Raw genomic sequence first — 16,826 nt, 5'->3', positions numbered from 1 at the left:
TTTGAAAAACCCCACAATAATTTGTAAAGTGGGGGGGAAATAGGACATAAAACTAGCATCCACAGCTTAAATTATCTGCATCAAGTGGGAAGTTCATCGTTTTCCAAGCTGCAATCCCTCCAGCTAATTCTTTCACTTTGTAGCTGTTATTTAGTAGGAGGATAGCTGCTTTTGCAGCAGTATTACACCAAGTGTCCCAACAGTAGACAACAATCGTCTTATCTTTAGGTAATTCATTCATACGGGATGATAATGCTGCGAAAGGTATTTGCACTGCACCTTGAATTTTTTCATTTCTTACTTCTTGGGGACCATTTCGTACATCAACTAATATGTAATCATGGGGAGCTTGTTTTATAACTTGAACATAATCCATTGGGCTAAACGTTGCTTCAACACGGTTTTGAAAAAATGTTAATTCTTGTTTCATTAATTAGACACCTCCAAAATTTTTAAACCTCAATGTTTCAATGAAAGCACACAGACTGACGCTTCTTATGCGATGTCTTTTTTTGACACCTCTTGGTTTGGATTGCACTCATTTAATAAAACAACAAAAATATGTTAGTCCTCTCTTTGCATTAAAAAGATTTTCACTAAGATGTCTTTGAGTTGTAGTTTTTCTTCTGGAGTTAGTGGCTGTAAAATGTCATCTTCTGTTTTTCTTAAGTGATGTTCACCTAATTTAAGCATGTGTTGTCCATTTTCAGTAAGAACTAGCTTGTTAAATCTGCGATCTTTTTCATCTTTTTTTCGCGCAACAAATTGTAGTTTCTCTAATGAATCAACTAAGCTAACAATCGTTGTTCGGTCAATTAATAGCTTCTCACCAAGCTCTTTTTGCGACATGCCATTCCCTTCTGATAATGTGATGAGAATGCCGTATTGACGAGCATTTAATGAATGCTGATCTAAAAATATTGTGAGAGATGTTTCCATTGATTGAGCAATTTTTGCAAATAAAAAGCCGTAACTATCTTCAATAAGCATGATACTTAAGCCTCCTTTCTACACAGTTGTTGGAAAATTATAACCTCAAGGTTCACTGAACGTAACAGCAAATAGGTAACGTCTTGTAGAGGTTTGTGTATCCACGTATTCAGACTGAGAAGCTCCACCGTTATCAAATTCCCTTAAGCTATTCTCCATAAAATAATTTATGAACTTATATAATCAGTATACACTGATTATTTGCTAAGTCAACATATATAAAAAATATTGGATTTTAAATAATAAGTGGAATAATCACCGAATACATTATAATGAGTGTTCAAAAAAGGGACAGCAACTGAAGAGCAAGATGTCGTAGAAAAGATGCTTCGAACACTAGATGTATACGTGCTTTTATCTGAGAACGAAAAGCAACAACTAATGCAAGAACGGCCTTTTTGAACAGTTGAATATAGAAGAATTGTGTGAAGGAGGATATGATATGCAAATCCATGTTGTACAAAGTGGGGATGCTTTGTGGAGTATTGCACAGCGGTATGGTGCTGATATAAACCAAATTATTAAAGCGAACGGAATGAAAGACCCCAACGTGCTAGTCGTTGGTCAAGCACTAGTTATTCCTTCGCCGACACGCCAACACGTCGTACAGCCAGGTGAAGATCTTTGGAGAATCGCCCAAATGTATGGTGTCAGTGTCCAATCAATTATTGATAAGAATGCGATTGCCGATCCAAATCGTATTCAAATAGGTCAGTATTTAACCATCCCTGTACCTTTACACCATGTCGTACAGCCAGGTGAAATGCTTTGGATGATTGCGCAAAGATACGGGGTAAGCGTTCAGGACATAGCTGTTGCAAATCAGCTTGCGAATCCCGATCTCATTTTCCCAGGTCAAGTGTTACGCATTCCAGAAAGAGTAAAGCAGTTAGCTGATGTAAATGCGTACATTACTAGAATGGGGGAGAGAGGTGTCGAGCTCGTTGATGATGTAGGAAATCTACTAACCTATTTATCAATATTTGAATATGCGGTAAAAGAAGATGGTACGATCTCAACATTAAGTGATAAAGAAGTCATAGAGGCAGCTGAGAAATATAATATTGGTTCCTTAATGGTTATTTCGAATCTTTCTGGAGGGAATTTTGATTCAGACCTTACTGCAACGATCTTTGCAAGTGAAGAATTACAAGATACATTGATTACGAATATTTTAGAAACGATGAAGGAAAAAGGCTATGTGGGGCTGAATGTTGATTTTGAATTTGTATACCCTGAGGATCGTGAGAATTATAATAATTTTCTTCGGAAAACAGTTGCAAGACTTCATCCTGAAGGCTTATCGGTGTCAACAGCTTTAGCTCCGAAAGTAACAGGCACAGAGTCAGATTTACTTCGTGCTGCGCATGACTATCAGGCTCATGGAGAAATTGTTGATATGGTCTTTTTAATGACCTACGAATGGGGATGGTCCGGTGGGCCACCGTTGGCCATAGCACCACTCAATTCGGTGAGAAAAGTATTAGATTACGCTGTTACTGTCATACCGAGAGATAAAATTTTGATGGGAATTCCTTTATATGGTCGAGACTGGAACATTCCTTTCGTCCAAGGTACGTCTGCGTCGACATTAAGTCCACAAGCTGCTGTAGAACGTGCAGGAAAGTACGGTGCTACCATTGAATATGATCCAACATATCAATCACCATTTTTTAGATATTACGATGAAGAAGGAGCACATCATGAAGTGTGGTTTGAAGATGCACGCAGCATTCAAGCAAAGCTAGATACAGTGAAGGAGTATCATTTAAGAGGCTTGTTCTACTGGGTTCTTGGATTGCCATTTCCACAAAACTGGTATGTACTTGATAGTAACTTTAAAGCCCACAAACATATATAGGAAACATTGATGTGTCATCATTGACGTGTAGCCGTAAACTTTGTTACTAAAAATAAGCAGTATGATGAGTTTTATGAGAGCTCAATCATGGTCAAAGTAGAAAAGATGTCACGAACGATAGAATGTATACGTGCTTATAAGAAACTCTTAGCGATTCTTGTTAAGAGTTTTTTTATCGTGTTTTTTTACTTCCTCATTTCGCTACGGTGATGGTAATTGTAAAATTCTAATTCTGAAACAAACTTAAGATTATTAATAGAGATTTTTAACTGTGCTAATTTTGTATTTTTATGTTTGTTAGACGTGGAAATAAGTCGTTTTAACTTACAGAAATTGCATTTTCGACACGTTTTAGGCGATAAAAATGCAAAATTGGACATTTTACTTACAAGCAACGGTTTAGGTATGATGGGACTATCAAATTAGAAAGGAGCTAATGAAGTGATAAACCAGGTCATACTTGTTGGACGCATGACCAAAGACCCTGAAATGCGATATACGAATGATGGAACGGCTGTATTAAACTTTATTTTGGCGGTAAATAGAAATTATAAAAATGCACAGGGTGAGATTGACACTGATTTTGTTAATTGTACAGTATGGAGAAAAGCTGCTGAAAATACAGCGACGTATTGTAAAAAAGGGTCGATTGTTGGAATTACTGGGAGAATTCAAACGAGACGTTACGAAAATCAAGAACGGAAAAATGTGTATGTAACTGAAGTCATTGCTGAATCTGTACGGTTCATGGATGGCAAAAAACCTGAATCAATCGCTATATAGTTGACAACCCCTTAACAAAATATCCTCGCTTCACAATGCCTCACTTATTCTTCAACTTTCCTCTAGACAAAAAGTTTCTTCAACGTATCTCCAATATAAAATACCAACCTATTTTGGTTGGTATTTTTTTGCGCTTAGTTTCTATTTTTACAAAAATTGGATATTAAAATAAGTTTTTAAAAGTAGTAAAGATGCCATGAAGGCTAGAACTATACGTGTTTATATCTTAAACAGCATTTCACGATCACTTACAATATATGTTCAACTGTAAACATCTCACTCATTAATGTTGGCAGCTGTGGAAACTCAAGTCTAATTTGCCAGAAGCCTACCCCACCTAATCCATATTCACGAACTAACTTGAACTTTTCATTAATACTTTTAACATCCTCAAACCACACGATACGCCTTTTGTTTTCTTCATCAACAAACTCAATCCATGGGGACGCTGATTCAACATCGTATCTAATTGGAATTTGATATTGCATTGCAATTTTTGTGACAGCATGTGATGACAGGGCGCGTGCACTCATTCCTTGTGTAAACGGTACTGTCCAATCATAGCCATATAGAGCCGTTCCTAAAACGATCTTGTTTCTAGGGATTTGAGTAATAGCAAAATCAAGTACTGTACGTACCCGTTTAATTGGCGCAATAGGTCCTGGTTGACTGAATCTCCAATGCCAATCATATGCCATAATAAATACAAAATCCATTGATGGTGCGATTGCCTGATAATCTAGCCCTTTATGCCATGCTTCAGATTCCTTTGCCAAAACCGCGATCGTCGTAAGGTACCCATCCACTTTCATACGGTCGTTGAGCAATCTACAAAACTCAGAAAATGAGTCTCTATCTCTTTCGGTTACAGCTTCAAAATCAATATTTACCCCAGAATAATTTTTACTTGATACGATTTGATAAATATTATCTATTAATCTTTGTGTATTTTCTGCAGATGATAATACTCTATGAATCATGTCTGCATTAAACGCAGTAACCGTTGCTAATGGAGCAATTCGATTTTCACGTGCTGTTCGTATAGCACTTTCATCATCAAGGTCACTAAGGTTGCCGCCTTCTTGTAACTGATAATCGAACAATGGTACATAATTCAGCCACGGAGCAAAGGTTGTTAATTCTTCTTCTAAAGGTATAGGATCTCTTAATGTTACATAGCCCATCTCGTCAGCTGTAATAATCGATTCATATCCAACACTGTCAGCTGAATAGCTAGGTATGTTTGGAAGTGTCAGTTGCATTCCTGGACTGATCATATTCGGGTTTTGGATTTGGTTTGCATCTATTAATGCTTGCGTAGAAACATTCGTCATTTCGGATATTTTATATAAAGTATCCCCTTGCTGTACAATATAAACATTTTGTCTAATAAGAAGCGACTGACCAGGAACAATATTACCATTTTCTAAACCATTCACTCTCATAATATCTTGATAAGAGGCTCTAAATTGTTGCCCGATGGAATATAGAGAATCTCCCTGCTTAACGGTGTATATAATCATTTCATAACCTCCCAAATGCTTCACATAATCAAACAAAATCGTCTATTTCACTCATAAAAGCACACAATAACCCATCTATCTTAAACTATTCATACCCAACAAAAATATGCCATTATTTTTGGGGTCTGACCCTGGTGAGTTAAAGTGATAATGGTTATTTTTAATGTTGAGTATTCATATCTTTTGTGAAAATTTGCTAGAAATGGTTATAATACATACTAGATTACTATGCTAGTGAGCCAATTGATGAAAGTGTATAGAGGTAAACCTTCGTTACGGGAGGAAAGGAATCAATGGTAAAGCATCTTTCTGAACATACTTATTTTCAAATGTAAATATAATTGGTGTATTGAGCAGTATTGATTTTATTTTTAATGAAACATTTTCTTCTTTATTAACGTATTAATTGTACATAACCATATCTAGCCGTTTTTAACAAAGTGGCATTCGATTTTAAACATTTTATTGTAGGGAGTGCTTTAAATGGAAAAGAAAAGGGAGTTAGGAGATTGGAGGTTATTTTCAGCACTTATTAAGGAAACAAAACCGTCCAAAATATTAATTTCAATTGCGATGATGATGAGTGTTTTCTCGACAATTGTATCACTTGCGATTCCTCTTTTTACGAAAAACTTAGTTGATCAATTTTCGTTGTCGTCATTTAACCAAACCCATATTGTATTGTTAATTGTAGCTTTCGTCATTCAAGCTATTGCAGGAGGACTTTCCCTTTATTTGCTAAGCTATATAGGTCAATCTATCGTAGCCAAGATAAGAGAACGGTTGTGGAAAAAGCTTTTAGTACTTCCTATACGATATTACGACCAAAACCGAACAGGTGACACAATAAGTAGAATGACTAATGATACTGCTGTAGTCAAGGAGCTAATTACGGATCACTTAACCAATTTTGTCACTGGAGTTATATCAATTATAGGGTCGGTTGCAATATTACTGTATCTTGATTGGAAAATGACCTTGATAATGCTGTTGGTAGTCCCAGTGTCCCTATTTGTATTACTACCATTAGGGAGACAAATGTATAAAATATCAAAGAATTTACAGGATGAAACAGCGAAGTTTACTACAGTGCTGAGTCAAGTGCTCTCTGAAGTCCGACTTGTAAAAGTCTCTAATGCAGAATCAATTGAGCTTGAAAATGGAAGAAAGGGCATTAATAATTTATTCAAGTTCGGCTTGAAGGAAGCAAAAGTACAGGCATTAATTGCACCTTTAATGTCGTTCGTATTAATGGCATTACTCGTTGTTATTATGGGATACGGTGGCTTGAGAGTAGCTTCTGGCGCATTATCAGCCGGGGATTTAGTAGCATTTATCCTTTATTTGATTCAAATTATTATTCCAATGAGTCAATTTACAGCATTCTTTACTCAGCTTCAAAAAGCAATGGGTGCGACTGAACGGATTATTGGCATCTTGAATTACGAAGAAGAGCATATTACAAGTGGATCATCTGTTACAAATGTTGATCAATCAATAAATGTGAAAAATCTTACCTTTTCATATCAAAATGGGGAGAACATTTTAAAGGATATTAGTTTTTCAGTAAAAGCAGGAAAAGTGACAGCAATTGTCGGACCGAGTGGCAGTGGAAAAACGACATTATTTTCACTTATTGAAAGATTTTATGAACCGTCGAATGGGTTCATACAGCTAGGAGAAGAACCGATAGATCAATTTTCATTAAAATCATGGCGTAATCAGATTGGTTACGTATCTCAAGAAAGCCCGATTATTGCAGGAACAATAAGGGAAAATATCATTTATGGAACAGAAAATGAAATAAGTGAAACTGAATTACGAAAAGCAGCACAGATGGCATTTGCCGATCAATTTATCGAAGAGCTCCCTCATAAATATGAGACCGAAGTTGGGGAGCGAGGAATTAAGTTATCGGGAGGGCAAAGACAAAGAATTGCAATTGCCAGAGCGTTACTAAGGGACCCGAAAATATTAATGCTTGATGAAGCAACATCTAGTTTAGATAGTAAGTCTGAGATTGTCGTTCAGGAAGCATTGAAAAATTTAATGAAAGGTAGAACGACATTAATTATTGCACACAGGCTATCTACCGTCGTCGATGCTGATCAAATTATCTTTATAGATAAAGGTATCATGACCGGGAAAGGTACACACGCTGAATTATTTGAAACGCATAACATGTACCGCGAATTCGCCACACACCAGTTGGGGGTCTGACCCCCGACGCTTTCAAGGGAAACTAGTACTGATGTGTTTCTGTGAGAAAGAACATTTTTTGTCGAAATGTTAGCCAGTAGTGAGAAATATAACGAGTTGCTGCAATAATAAGTCTCCTCTTTGTCACATCAACAGGATTATAACAAGTATTTAACACTCCTCTCGGAAGCTCGTGAAATGTACCCCTTTTACCCACAAATCATATTTACCTAAATCCATTTGACGCAAGTGATACTGCCAACCAAAGTCAGTATCGTTGGAGTAGCTATTCCTCATGCATTCATTAAGAAAAACCCTTACATTAACAAAGAATATTGTCGTATTTTACAACACTTAAAGACTTTCAACAATATGTAGAAGCCAACTGCTGAAAATTATATGATTTTTATAGTCTTTAGAGAAGAAAAGAAGCTACGAATGCTTGGCTGATAAGTATTTATTTCTTAGTACGAAAAGGAAAATCAATATAAAAACAACTAAAATTAGCTTGTAAGTGCAATGTTATCACTACATACTTCTTCCCCAACAATGAAAGGACAAAGAGATAGGAAAAGCAGCAAAGTTCTTTACTCATTTCATTTGGATAAGGTGTAGCTTTTATCGTAGCTGATGCATACCCTACTTATATACGAGTTAGCTTTTCTTAAAGGTTTTTGTTAATTCATCTTTCACTCGATTGATAGGGCATTTTTCAAGAATGTAAAAAATTTAAAAATGTTACAAAATATTTCATAAAAAGAAAAAATTTCAGAATAATTGAATTATACTGAAAAATTGTTTGACTATGTATGTACGAGGAAATAAAATAGAATTATTCCTACTCTTAGCAATACAGGAAATATATTCACCTGTAATCTATTAATTTATTAAGAAAGGGGTTTTTTTGTGAGGTTAAAGAAAGCATTTATCGTTTTTACAGCATTTTTTCTTATTTTGTCTAACTTTTCAATGGTTGCAGCAGCTACAACGAATAACTCATCTGATGAAACAGCATATGAACCAAATGAAAAAGTTCGAGTTATCGTAGAATTAGATAGTGAGCCAGGTATTACATATGCGAATAAAGCGCGTGTAAAGTTTGGTGATTTATCTGATAGTAAGCAACAAGAATTAAAGGATAAAGCGTTAAAGGAGCAGGCATTTGTTAAATCAGATATTGCTTCTAAAGCGATAGAAATTGATTATGAAGAAAGCTTTACTACAATACTTAATGGCTTTAGTGGAAAAGTAGATTACCAATCTATTGAAACCATTCAATCGTTAAGTAATGTTAAAAAAGTATATATTGCTAATTCATATGTACGTCCTGATATTAATGTAAGTCAACAGCAACCGAATATGGTATACAGTAAAGGTATGGTATCTGCACCTGAGACATGGGCTGACTATGGCTATCGTGGAGAAGGAATGGTTGTTGCTGTTATTGATAGTGGTCATGATGTGAACCATAAAGATATGGTTTTAAGTGACGGTACAGTACCAGCATTGACACAAGCAAGTGTTGAGCAGCTTATTCAACAAAACGGTCTACCTGGAAAATATTTAACAGCAAAAGTGCCATACGGCTATAACTATGCTGATAGCAACGATCATTTACTAGACCTTGCTCCAGAAGGAGTGCATCATGGTATGCACGTATCTGGTACAGTTGGTGCAAATGGAAATGAAGAAAATGGCGGTATTAAAGGGATTGCCCCTGAAGCGCAAATTTTGGCCATGAAAGTATTTGGGAATGACCCAGTATTGCCGACTACATATAGTGATATTATTGTCAAAGCAATTGATGATTCAATTGCACTTGGTGCCGATGTAATTAATATGAGTTTAGGAGATGCTTCTCAATTTGTTAATGATGACGACCCTGAAAGAGCAGCAATATCAAGAGCTGTAGATAGTGGTGTTTTAGTCGCTGTGTCTGCAGGAAATTCTGGACAATTTGGCTGGGGTTCTGGCCTTAACCCGTTTAGTTCTAATCCAGATATCGGTGTCGTAGGATCACCAGGTTTGTTTCCACAAACTCTTCAAGTAGCAAGTATTCAAAATGATTACATTGACTTAGACGCGTTACAATATGCAGCTGGTGAAGAAACTGGAGCAATATCGTTTATGTCAGCTTCATCGGTGCACCCAAATGATTTAACGACGAAAACTTATGATGTTGTGTACGCAGGGCTAGGTCGTTTGCCGGGTGATTCAGATGTTGATCCAGCAGCAGATGATTTCGCTGGTTTGGATCTCACTGGAAAAATTGCGCTCATTCAACGTGGTGAGACATGGTTTATAACAAAAGCATTAAATGCTCAAGCAGCTGGTGCTGCAGGTGTTATCATCTTTAATCACTCACCTGGATATGTAAGCATGACAAGTGATCCTGAAGTTATGATTCCACAATTGTTTATTCTGCAAGAGCATGGAGAAATTTTAAAAGGTCTGTTAGACGAAGGGCAGGATGTTTCATTAACTTTCACAGGTGAAAAGTTAACATCTGTAAACCCACAGGCTGGTGAGCTAGCCGAATCAAGTTCTTGGGGAGTTACGCCTAACCTTGATTTTAAACCTGAGATTACCGCACCTGGGGTAAGTATTCTATCAACCTTACAAAATGATGGTTATGGTCTAATGACTGGTACGTCTATGGCATCACCACATGTTGCAGGTGGAGCAGCACTTGTATTACAGCATGTAACTGGTATGTATGATGTAGCAGGTCAAGATCGCGTTCAACTCGCTAAAATCTTATTAATGAACACTGCAAATATTATTGCTGATAAGGGTGTTTATAATAGTGCATATGGTACAGGAAATGCATATTCTCCTCGTCGTCAAGGCGCAGGGTTAATGAACTTACATGCTGCAATGAGTACACCTGTTGTAGTAACAGAAGTGAATTCGGGTGAAGCAAAGGTAGCGTTGAAGGAAATTGGGGAGAAAACAACATTTACATTAAAAGCAGAAAATATGTCTGATCTAGATGCAACATACCGTTTAGATGGTAGTGTATTGACTGATCTTGTCGGTGAAGGTATCAACCTACTTGAATCCCAAGGGATTTATAAGAATGGAACGATAGATGAAGTGGGCGTGGGGCAATTCCCAATAACTTATTCTTCTAGTCATATTACAACAGTAGAAGGAGAGCAACTTTTAACGGTGCCTGCTAGCAGTTCAGTGACATTTGATGTAACAATTGACCTTAACAATACCGTTGATTGGTTCTCTAATCTTCCTTTAAATGAAGTGTTTGCTAACGGTCACTTCGTTGAAGGGTTTGTAAAACTTGTTGATGTTACTGATATGAATCCAGAGCTAAGTATACCTTATGTAGGATTCCATGGAGAGTGGGCGGATGCACCGGTTTTAGATGAATTAGGTGGTTCTGGTTTATCTTACTATGGTGAAGCTGGCTTTATTTCAGGAAATAGTGAATTAGCTGGATTAGAAAGCTTCGAATATGAGTTTCTAGGGTATAATCCACATGATGGATTTGTTCATACTGATAAAATATCAATTTCACCAAATGGTGACGGTGTTAATGATGTCGCTGTCCCATATTTAACATTTTTAAGAAATGCTAAAGAAGTACAATTTTCTATTTTAAATAGTGATAAAGAGACTGTTCGTAAGTTAACAACTGAAAAAAATATTAAGAAAAATTATTTCGATAATAGTGGAGAGACGTTAGCTCATCTATTTGAGGATGCTGCTTGGGACGGTACTGTTAACAATGAGCTAGTTACTGATGGCTTATACTATTACGAAATCAAAACAAAAATTGATGACCCGGACGCTGATTGGCAAATCGTTGAAGTTCCTGTTTTTGTAGATACTACAAAACCATCAGTTATCGTCATTCATGATGATGAGAAAGATACACTATCTTTAAAATCAATTGAATACGGTTCAGGTATTTCACATTATGATATTCTTGTTAACGGAGTTTCTGTATTAGAACATCCGTTAGCTGCCGATAGAGATTTATATTATTTAAAAGGCGTATCGGATCAAGATACAATTAAAGTACTTGCATATGATTACGCAGGTAACGTAAAGAGTAATGTGGTATCAAGTGACGAGGTTATTCCTTTCATTATTGCGGACCTTCCAGAGCCTCTTAGTCCAATCGCATCAAGAACGATACCTGTTGCTGGATATGTAGCAGATGATGCAGATGTGAAAGAAGTAACCGTCAATGGAGCTAAAGTTGATTTGAAATGGGATGCAGTAAATAGTGTATTTGCATTTGAAACAGAAGTAACTGTTGAAGAAGACGGTGTACATGATATTTACTTTGGTGGTATAGATAGTGAAGGTAATGAAATCTCATTTAAACGTACTGTATTTGTAGATACTTTAGCACCTGTTATCACTGTTGATGCACCTACATCTGTTGATATTGATACTGAAACAGCAACTGTCAAATTGACTGTAGAAGACAACTTTGATGAGCTACGTTTCTATATCGATGGCAATGAAGAATTCAAGCAAACTTTTGATTCACCTCTAGAAATGAGATCTATCGTCTATGAAGTAGAGAAAGAGTTCCAGCTTGACGAAGGGGAAAATGTTATTGTCTTAAAGGCGGTTGACCTTGGAGGCAATGAGACTGAAAAAGAGATTACGATAATCCGAGGCTCAGGTAACTGACTTGACCTGTTGCTTTTAAAGAAGCGCTACTCATGTAAGTATGACATCATGAATGAGGCATCCATTAAGCCACTTGCTGGTTAATGGATGCCTCTTTTTGTACAAAAAGACCTTGTCAATAAATGCATGCATTGCAATGCAACATCTCGGTACTTTCATAAAACAAACTACATTTCGTCAGACATTGGGACCTTGGCTGAAGTGAGCGGTCTTCTGATCGAAATAGATAAAATAGTGCACATGAAAAAAGCATCTAATGAAATATTTTCATTAGATGCTTTACTAATTAAAAGCTTATTAGTTTGCTAAGTCAACAATTCTTCCTTCAACAACTGGGCTTACCGTTTCACGGCTCATTAAACCTTCTTCAACAACTGAATATAATGTGAACCCTGTGTTAAACATTTCTTTGTTAGCGAACATTTCATATCCATCTCCGCCAACTCCAACGAAGTCATTTGTTGCTAGTTTGTAAGTTTTTGATTCATCAAGTAACTCTTCGCCAACCTTCACTTCTACTACACGCTCACCAGCTGGTTTAGTAGAATCATAAGTGAATGACATGCCAGCGATTTGTGGGAAGCGTCCTGCGCCTTCTTCAACACCACTTACACCATGCTCTAATGCTGCTTTTAACTCTTCACCAGTTACATCAATTACCACTAACGTGTTAGGGAATGGAAGAACTGTATTTAGCATTTTCTTCGTAATGTCACCAGCTGGAATTTCATCACGAATACCGCCACCATTTGTTAAAACAACATCAGCGTTGTAACCATCAATCGTTAAAGTTTTCTCAAGCATAATGTCAGTAATTAAATTTCCTAGATTCGTTTCTTGTGAACGAATTAAATCACGAGCACCATCTAAATGAACATCAGTTGTAGCAATTGTAACATTAAGCTTTTCATCAATTTCAGTTACGATTTTTTCAACCATCGCAGCTACTTCTGGATCAGCTTCTACTGTTTCATCATACTCTACTAATCCACCATCAAATGCGATGACTTTATCATTGTAGTAGTATAAGTCTGCGCGACCTAAAGATTTACCGTATTCCCAGTCTTGTACAATATATGTGTCATTAACTAATTCTGGTTCAGTAAGCGGTGTATGTGAATGTCCACCTACGATTAAGTCAATGCCATCAACAGCTTCAGCAATTTCTCTATCAACAGTCACACCTACGTGTGAAACGACAATTACGTTGTCAACTTGCTTCTGCACTTCAGGAATTAACTCTTTTGCTACTTCAACAGGGCTTTTGAATGTTAGCCCAGCAACATTATCTGGGTGAGTCAATACAGGTGTATCTTCAGCAACAAATCCAACGAAGGCAAACTTTTTACCAGCAACTTCTTCATAGTGAACTGGAATTAATAATTCCGTTCCGTCTGGCTTAAATACGTTTGCAGAAATCATTGGGTAGTTCAATGCATCACGTAGCTTTAATGTTTGCTCGTAACCAAAGTCAAATTCATGGTTTCCAGCAGCCATCACATCATAATCCAAATAGTTTAAGATAGGTAGAAGTGATTCACCTTTGTATTCATTCGCTAATACTGTTCCTTGGAACGTATCTCCACCATCAAGTAATAAGAAGTTTTCGTTTTCAGCACGCCATTCATTAATTAATGTAGAGATTTTTGCATAACCATATTCTCCACCGAAGCTATTTTCTTCAATGTGACCGTGAACATCATTTGTATGTCCGATTGTAATATGGCTAACAACAGCTTCTCCAAGTGCCGTTAAAAAGTCTTCTCTTGTTACTTTATTGCTATCTTCAAGAGCAAGCTCGTATCCTAGCTTACTAGCGATCTCTGTAACTTCATCAGAAGATAGCTGTTTATGAGGAAATTTCGCTTGGTCATCAGAAATTGCATCATTTGATTTTGCCCATTGTATATAATCTTCAGCAAAGTTTTTGCCTGTAGATTCTTCTAGCCCCTCAACACCTTTTGTTCTAGCAAGAAAGATTAGAGCATCTGCTAGCTTAACGTGTTGATTCAATTTGTAGTTTCCAGTTTGATTACCCTTTAAAATACTTTCTTCTTTCATCCAATCGATATGATTAACATCAATGGCTTCCGCAAAAGTAGTACTAGCAAACAAAGATGTAGATAGAGCTACTCCAGCTAAAACGCTTCCAACTTTACCAAATGTCTTCATATATTCTCCCCCTATCGAAAGTTAACTTAACTATTAATACTCTCAAACACTCTCTATTATAAGAAATTCTATAGTTTACTACAATATAAATTTTACACTAACAGCATTTACCTCATTATAGTAAAATTATGAAAGTAATCTTAACTATGGATAAAATGCCAAAACAATGACTTTTTGACATTTATAAACTATGTGCTATATTAATAGAGCAGTAGAATCACGGTTTAAGAAAACTACATATGAGGTGAACTTTAATGAAGAAAAAGTTGACAACACTTGTTGCATCTTCTGCTCTAGCTTTTAGTATGATGGGAACTGATTTAGCTAAGGCAGACACAAACTTTGATGCAGTCAAATTAGCTGATATTGAGCTAATGCAAACAAAAGGAATAATAAAAGGCTTTAGTAACGGTGAACTTGGTGGTGACCAATTAGTTACTCGCGCCCAACTTTTGATCATGTTAGATAGAGCTGGTGAACTTGGGGAGGAGAAAGCTGAGTTATCTTTTAAAGATATTAATACTCAAGAACACAAAGATGTAGTAGCGAAAGCAATTGCTGCTAATTTAATAGAGGGCTTATCAGAAGCTGAGTTTGGCCCAAATGACACAGTGAATAAAGAACAGTTCGCAAAAATTATTACTCTAGCATTAACAGACGGTAATATGCCTACTGTAGATGAGAGCGTTTTAAACAATTTTACAGATGTAGCTGATATTTCTGATTGGGCACGTCCTTATGTAGCTTATTCACTTCTTGCAGGTGTCTTCGATGTGAAAAACGGTGAAGCGTTTGGACCGCAGGATAACCTTACTCGTGAAGAAGCAAGTGATGCCTTAAAGCCTGTAATTTTTGATGTTGTTGACATTCTTTCAACGAACGATATTCATGGGAATATTGAATTTGATGAAGCGAAACAACGTGGCGGTATGGCTGTTGTTGGTGGTATCGTTGATGCATTTCGTTCTGTAAATGCAGACGGAACAGTCGTGCTTGATGGTGGAGACATCATGCAAGGTACACTTATCTCTAATTCGTTTGAAGGTGCTTCAACGATTGACACGTTAAATTCGATTGAATACGATGCTGCTGCAATCGGGAATCACGAATTTGACTGGGGAGTAGACGTTTTAAAAGAACGTATTGCACAAGCAGAATTACCTATTATGGGAGCAAATGTATTTGATGAAGCAACGAATACACGTGTTGATTGGGCTGAGCCTTATGTGATTTTGGAAAAAGGTGATTACAAAATTGGTGTAATCGGCTTTGCTACGCCAGAAACAAAATCTACTACACTATCAACACATGTAGAAGGATTAACATTCCCTACACCAGCACCAATTGCTGAAGAGTTAGCGAAAGAATTGAAAGATCAAGGTGTAGATCTTATCTTTGTTACTTCTCACTTACCTGGATGGGCAGAGGAAGAAACGAATGAAATCGTAGGTGAATTAGCAGATTTAGCTGATGCATCAGCGGGATCTTTAGATGCGATCGTAGGTGGACACTCTCATAAGCGTGTAGCAGGTATCGTTAATGGTATTCCTGTAATCGAAGCTGAAAAATATACGAGAGCAATTGGACATATTAAGCTATTCGTTGATAGAGACAGCAAAGAAGTTGTTTCACAAGAAGTAGGCTTGCTTGAAACAAATATTAATCTTACTGCTTTAGATGCAGATACTGATAGTATTGTAAAAGACTATCAAACGAAAGTGAAAGAAGTAGAAAATGAAGTTGTTGGTAGCACAAACGGTGAGTTAACTCGTGATTACTCTGAAGTTGATTTTGGAGTTAGTCAATTAGGAAATATGATTACTGATGCAATGCGTGAAAAAGCTGGAACACAAATTGCTTTCCAAAACTCAGGTGGAATTCGTGAAAACATCGACGCTGGTGAGATTAATTACGGTGAAGTATTTAAAGTACTTCCATTCGATAACTATAATGTAACAGCTGATATGACAGCACAACAGCTAAAAGTTATTCTTGAAGGCCCTGAAGACAGATTACTTCAAATTCAATTCTCGGGCGTAAAAGTCATTTTTGATGATGCTCGTGAAATTGGCGATCGTATTATTGATATTACGTTAACAGACGGAACACCAGTTTATACAAATGGTGAATTTGCAGAAGGCACATTCTCTGTTGTGACAAACAACTTCTTATCGACAGGTGAAGGTGATGGCTATACTGCATTTGGCGAAGTGGAATGGACTGACTCAACTGACTTCCAACGCGAATTATTTGCTGATTATTTGCGTGCGATGACAGAAGAAGTTGATGCAGCATCTATTATGGATGATCGCTTCATGAGAAATGAATAATTGTATTTTAAGGAGTTGCTAGTTTACTAGCAGCTCTTTTTTATATTGTCTAGCTCCAGTGCCAATCCCCTCGAGGTCACTTCACCATTTCTCGTGAAGGCAAAAAAGCGCCTTCAAGTGAAATGCTTCCAGTGCTAGTCGGGGATGAGCAAGTCACTTCCGCATTTCTATTTGTCTAGCTCCAGTGCCAATCCCCTCGAGGTCACTTCACCATTTCTCATGAAGGCAAAAAGCGCCTTCAAGTGAAATGCTTCCAGTGCTAGTCGAGGATGAGCAAGTCACTTCCGCATTTCTGTTTGTCTA

10 protein-coding genes are annotated in these 16,826 nt (G+C 36.9%); 6 read left to right on the top strand and 4 right to left on the bottom strand.

The window, feature by feature from the left end; genetic code table 11:
• Positions 1–52 precede the first annotated feature (52 nt).
• Positions 53–430: a rhodanese-like domain-containing protein gene (locus ACSVDA_RS14860; protein WP_485884218.1), complete on the bottom strand. Its 378-nt coding sequence runs from the start codon at positions 428–430 to the stop codon at positions 53–55.
• 134 nt (positions 431–564) lie between these two features.
• Positions 565–990 (bottom strand): MarR family winged helix-turn-helix transcriptional regulator, encoded by a 426-nt coding sequence (locus tag ACSVDA_RS14855; protein ID WP_485884217.1) that lies wholly within the window; start codon positions 988–990, stop codon positions 565–567.
• A 276-nt stretch (positions 991–1,266) separates the two neighbouring features.
• On the opposite strand from ACSVDA_RS14855, the gene ACSVDA_RS14850 reads away from it, so the two are divergent.
• The 3 genes from ACSVDA_RS14850 (at position 1,267) to ssb (ending at position 3,634) form a co-directional block, all read left to right on the top strand.
• Positions 1,267–1,392 carry a hypothetical protein gene (locus ACSVDA_RS14850; RefSeq protein ID WP_485884216.1) on the top strand — a complete coding sequence of 42 codons (126 nt, stop codon included), beginning with the start codon at positions 1,267–1,269 and terminating at the stop codon, positions 1,390–1,392.
• 40 nt (positions 1,393–1,432) lie between these two features.
• Complete coding sequence (locus ACSVDA_RS14845) at positions 1,433–2,851, top strand: glycoside hydrolase family 18 protein (RefSeq protein WP_485884215.1); 1,419 nt, start codon at positions 1,433–1,435, stop codon at positions 2,849–2,851.
• Positions 2,852–3,292: 441 nt separating this feature from the next.
• Positions 3,293–3,634 carry a single-stranded DNA-binding protein gene (gene ssb, locus ACSVDA_RS14840; RefSeq protein WP_485884214.1) on the top strand — a complete coding sequence of 114 codons (342 nt, stop codon included), beginning with the start codon at positions 3,293–3,295 and terminating at the stop codon, positions 3,632–3,634.
• Positions 3,635–3,882: 248 nt separating this feature from the next.
• Here ssb and ACSVDA_RS14835 read toward each other — a convergent pair whose 3' ends face one another.
• Positions 3,883–5,157, bottom strand: coding sequence for a glycosyl hydrolase family 18 protein (locus ACSVDA_RS14835; RefSeq protein WP_485884213.1), 1,275 nt, complete (start codon positions 5,155–5,157; stop codon positions 3,883–3,885).
• Between the two features lie 483 nt (positions 5,158–5,640).
• Between ACSVDA_RS14835 and ACSVDA_RS14830 the strand changes: the two genes are divergently transcribed.
• Positions 5,641–7,377: an ABC transporter ATP-binding protein gene (locus ACSVDA_RS14830; RefSeq protein ID WP_485884212.1), complete on the top strand. Its 1,737-nt coding sequence runs from the start codon at positions 5,641–5,643 to the stop codon at positions 7,375–7,377.
• An 885-nt stretch (positions 7,378–8,262) separates the two neighbouring features.
• Positions 8,263–12,021 carry a S8 family serine peptidase gene (locus ACSVDA_RS14825; RefSeq protein ID WP_485884211.1) on the top strand — a complete coding sequence of 1,253 codons (3,759 nt, stop codon included), beginning with the start codon at positions 8,263–8,265 and terminating at the stop codon, positions 12,019–12,021.
• 297 nt (positions 12,022–12,318) lie between these two features.
• Here ACSVDA_RS14825 and ACSVDA_RS14820 read toward each other — a convergent pair whose 3' ends face one another.
• On the bottom strand, positions 12,319–14,193 hold the full coding sequence (locus ACSVDA_RS14820; protein WP_485884210.1) for a bifunctional metallophosphatase/5'-nucleotidase: 1,875 nt from the start codon (positions 14,191–14,193) through the stop codon (positions 12,319–12,321).
• 254 nt (positions 14,194–14,447) lie between these two features.
• On the opposite strand from ACSVDA_RS14820, the gene ACSVDA_RS14815 reads away from it, so the two are divergent.
• Complete coding sequence (locus ACSVDA_RS14815) at positions 14,448–16,523, top strand: 5'-nucleotidase C-terminal domain-containing protein (RefSeq protein WP_485884209.1); 2,076 nt, start codon at positions 14,448–14,450, stop codon at positions 16,521–16,523.
• Positions 16,524–16,826: the final 303 nt, after the last annotated feature.

The organism is Cytobacillus sp. Hm23, assembly GCF_051842895.1.
In the GTDB taxonomy this organism is placed as follows: domain Bacteria; phylum Bacillota; class Bacilli; order Bacillales; family SM2101; genus Nanhaiella.
This window is presented reverse-complemented; position numbering and strand designations above follow the sequence as displayed.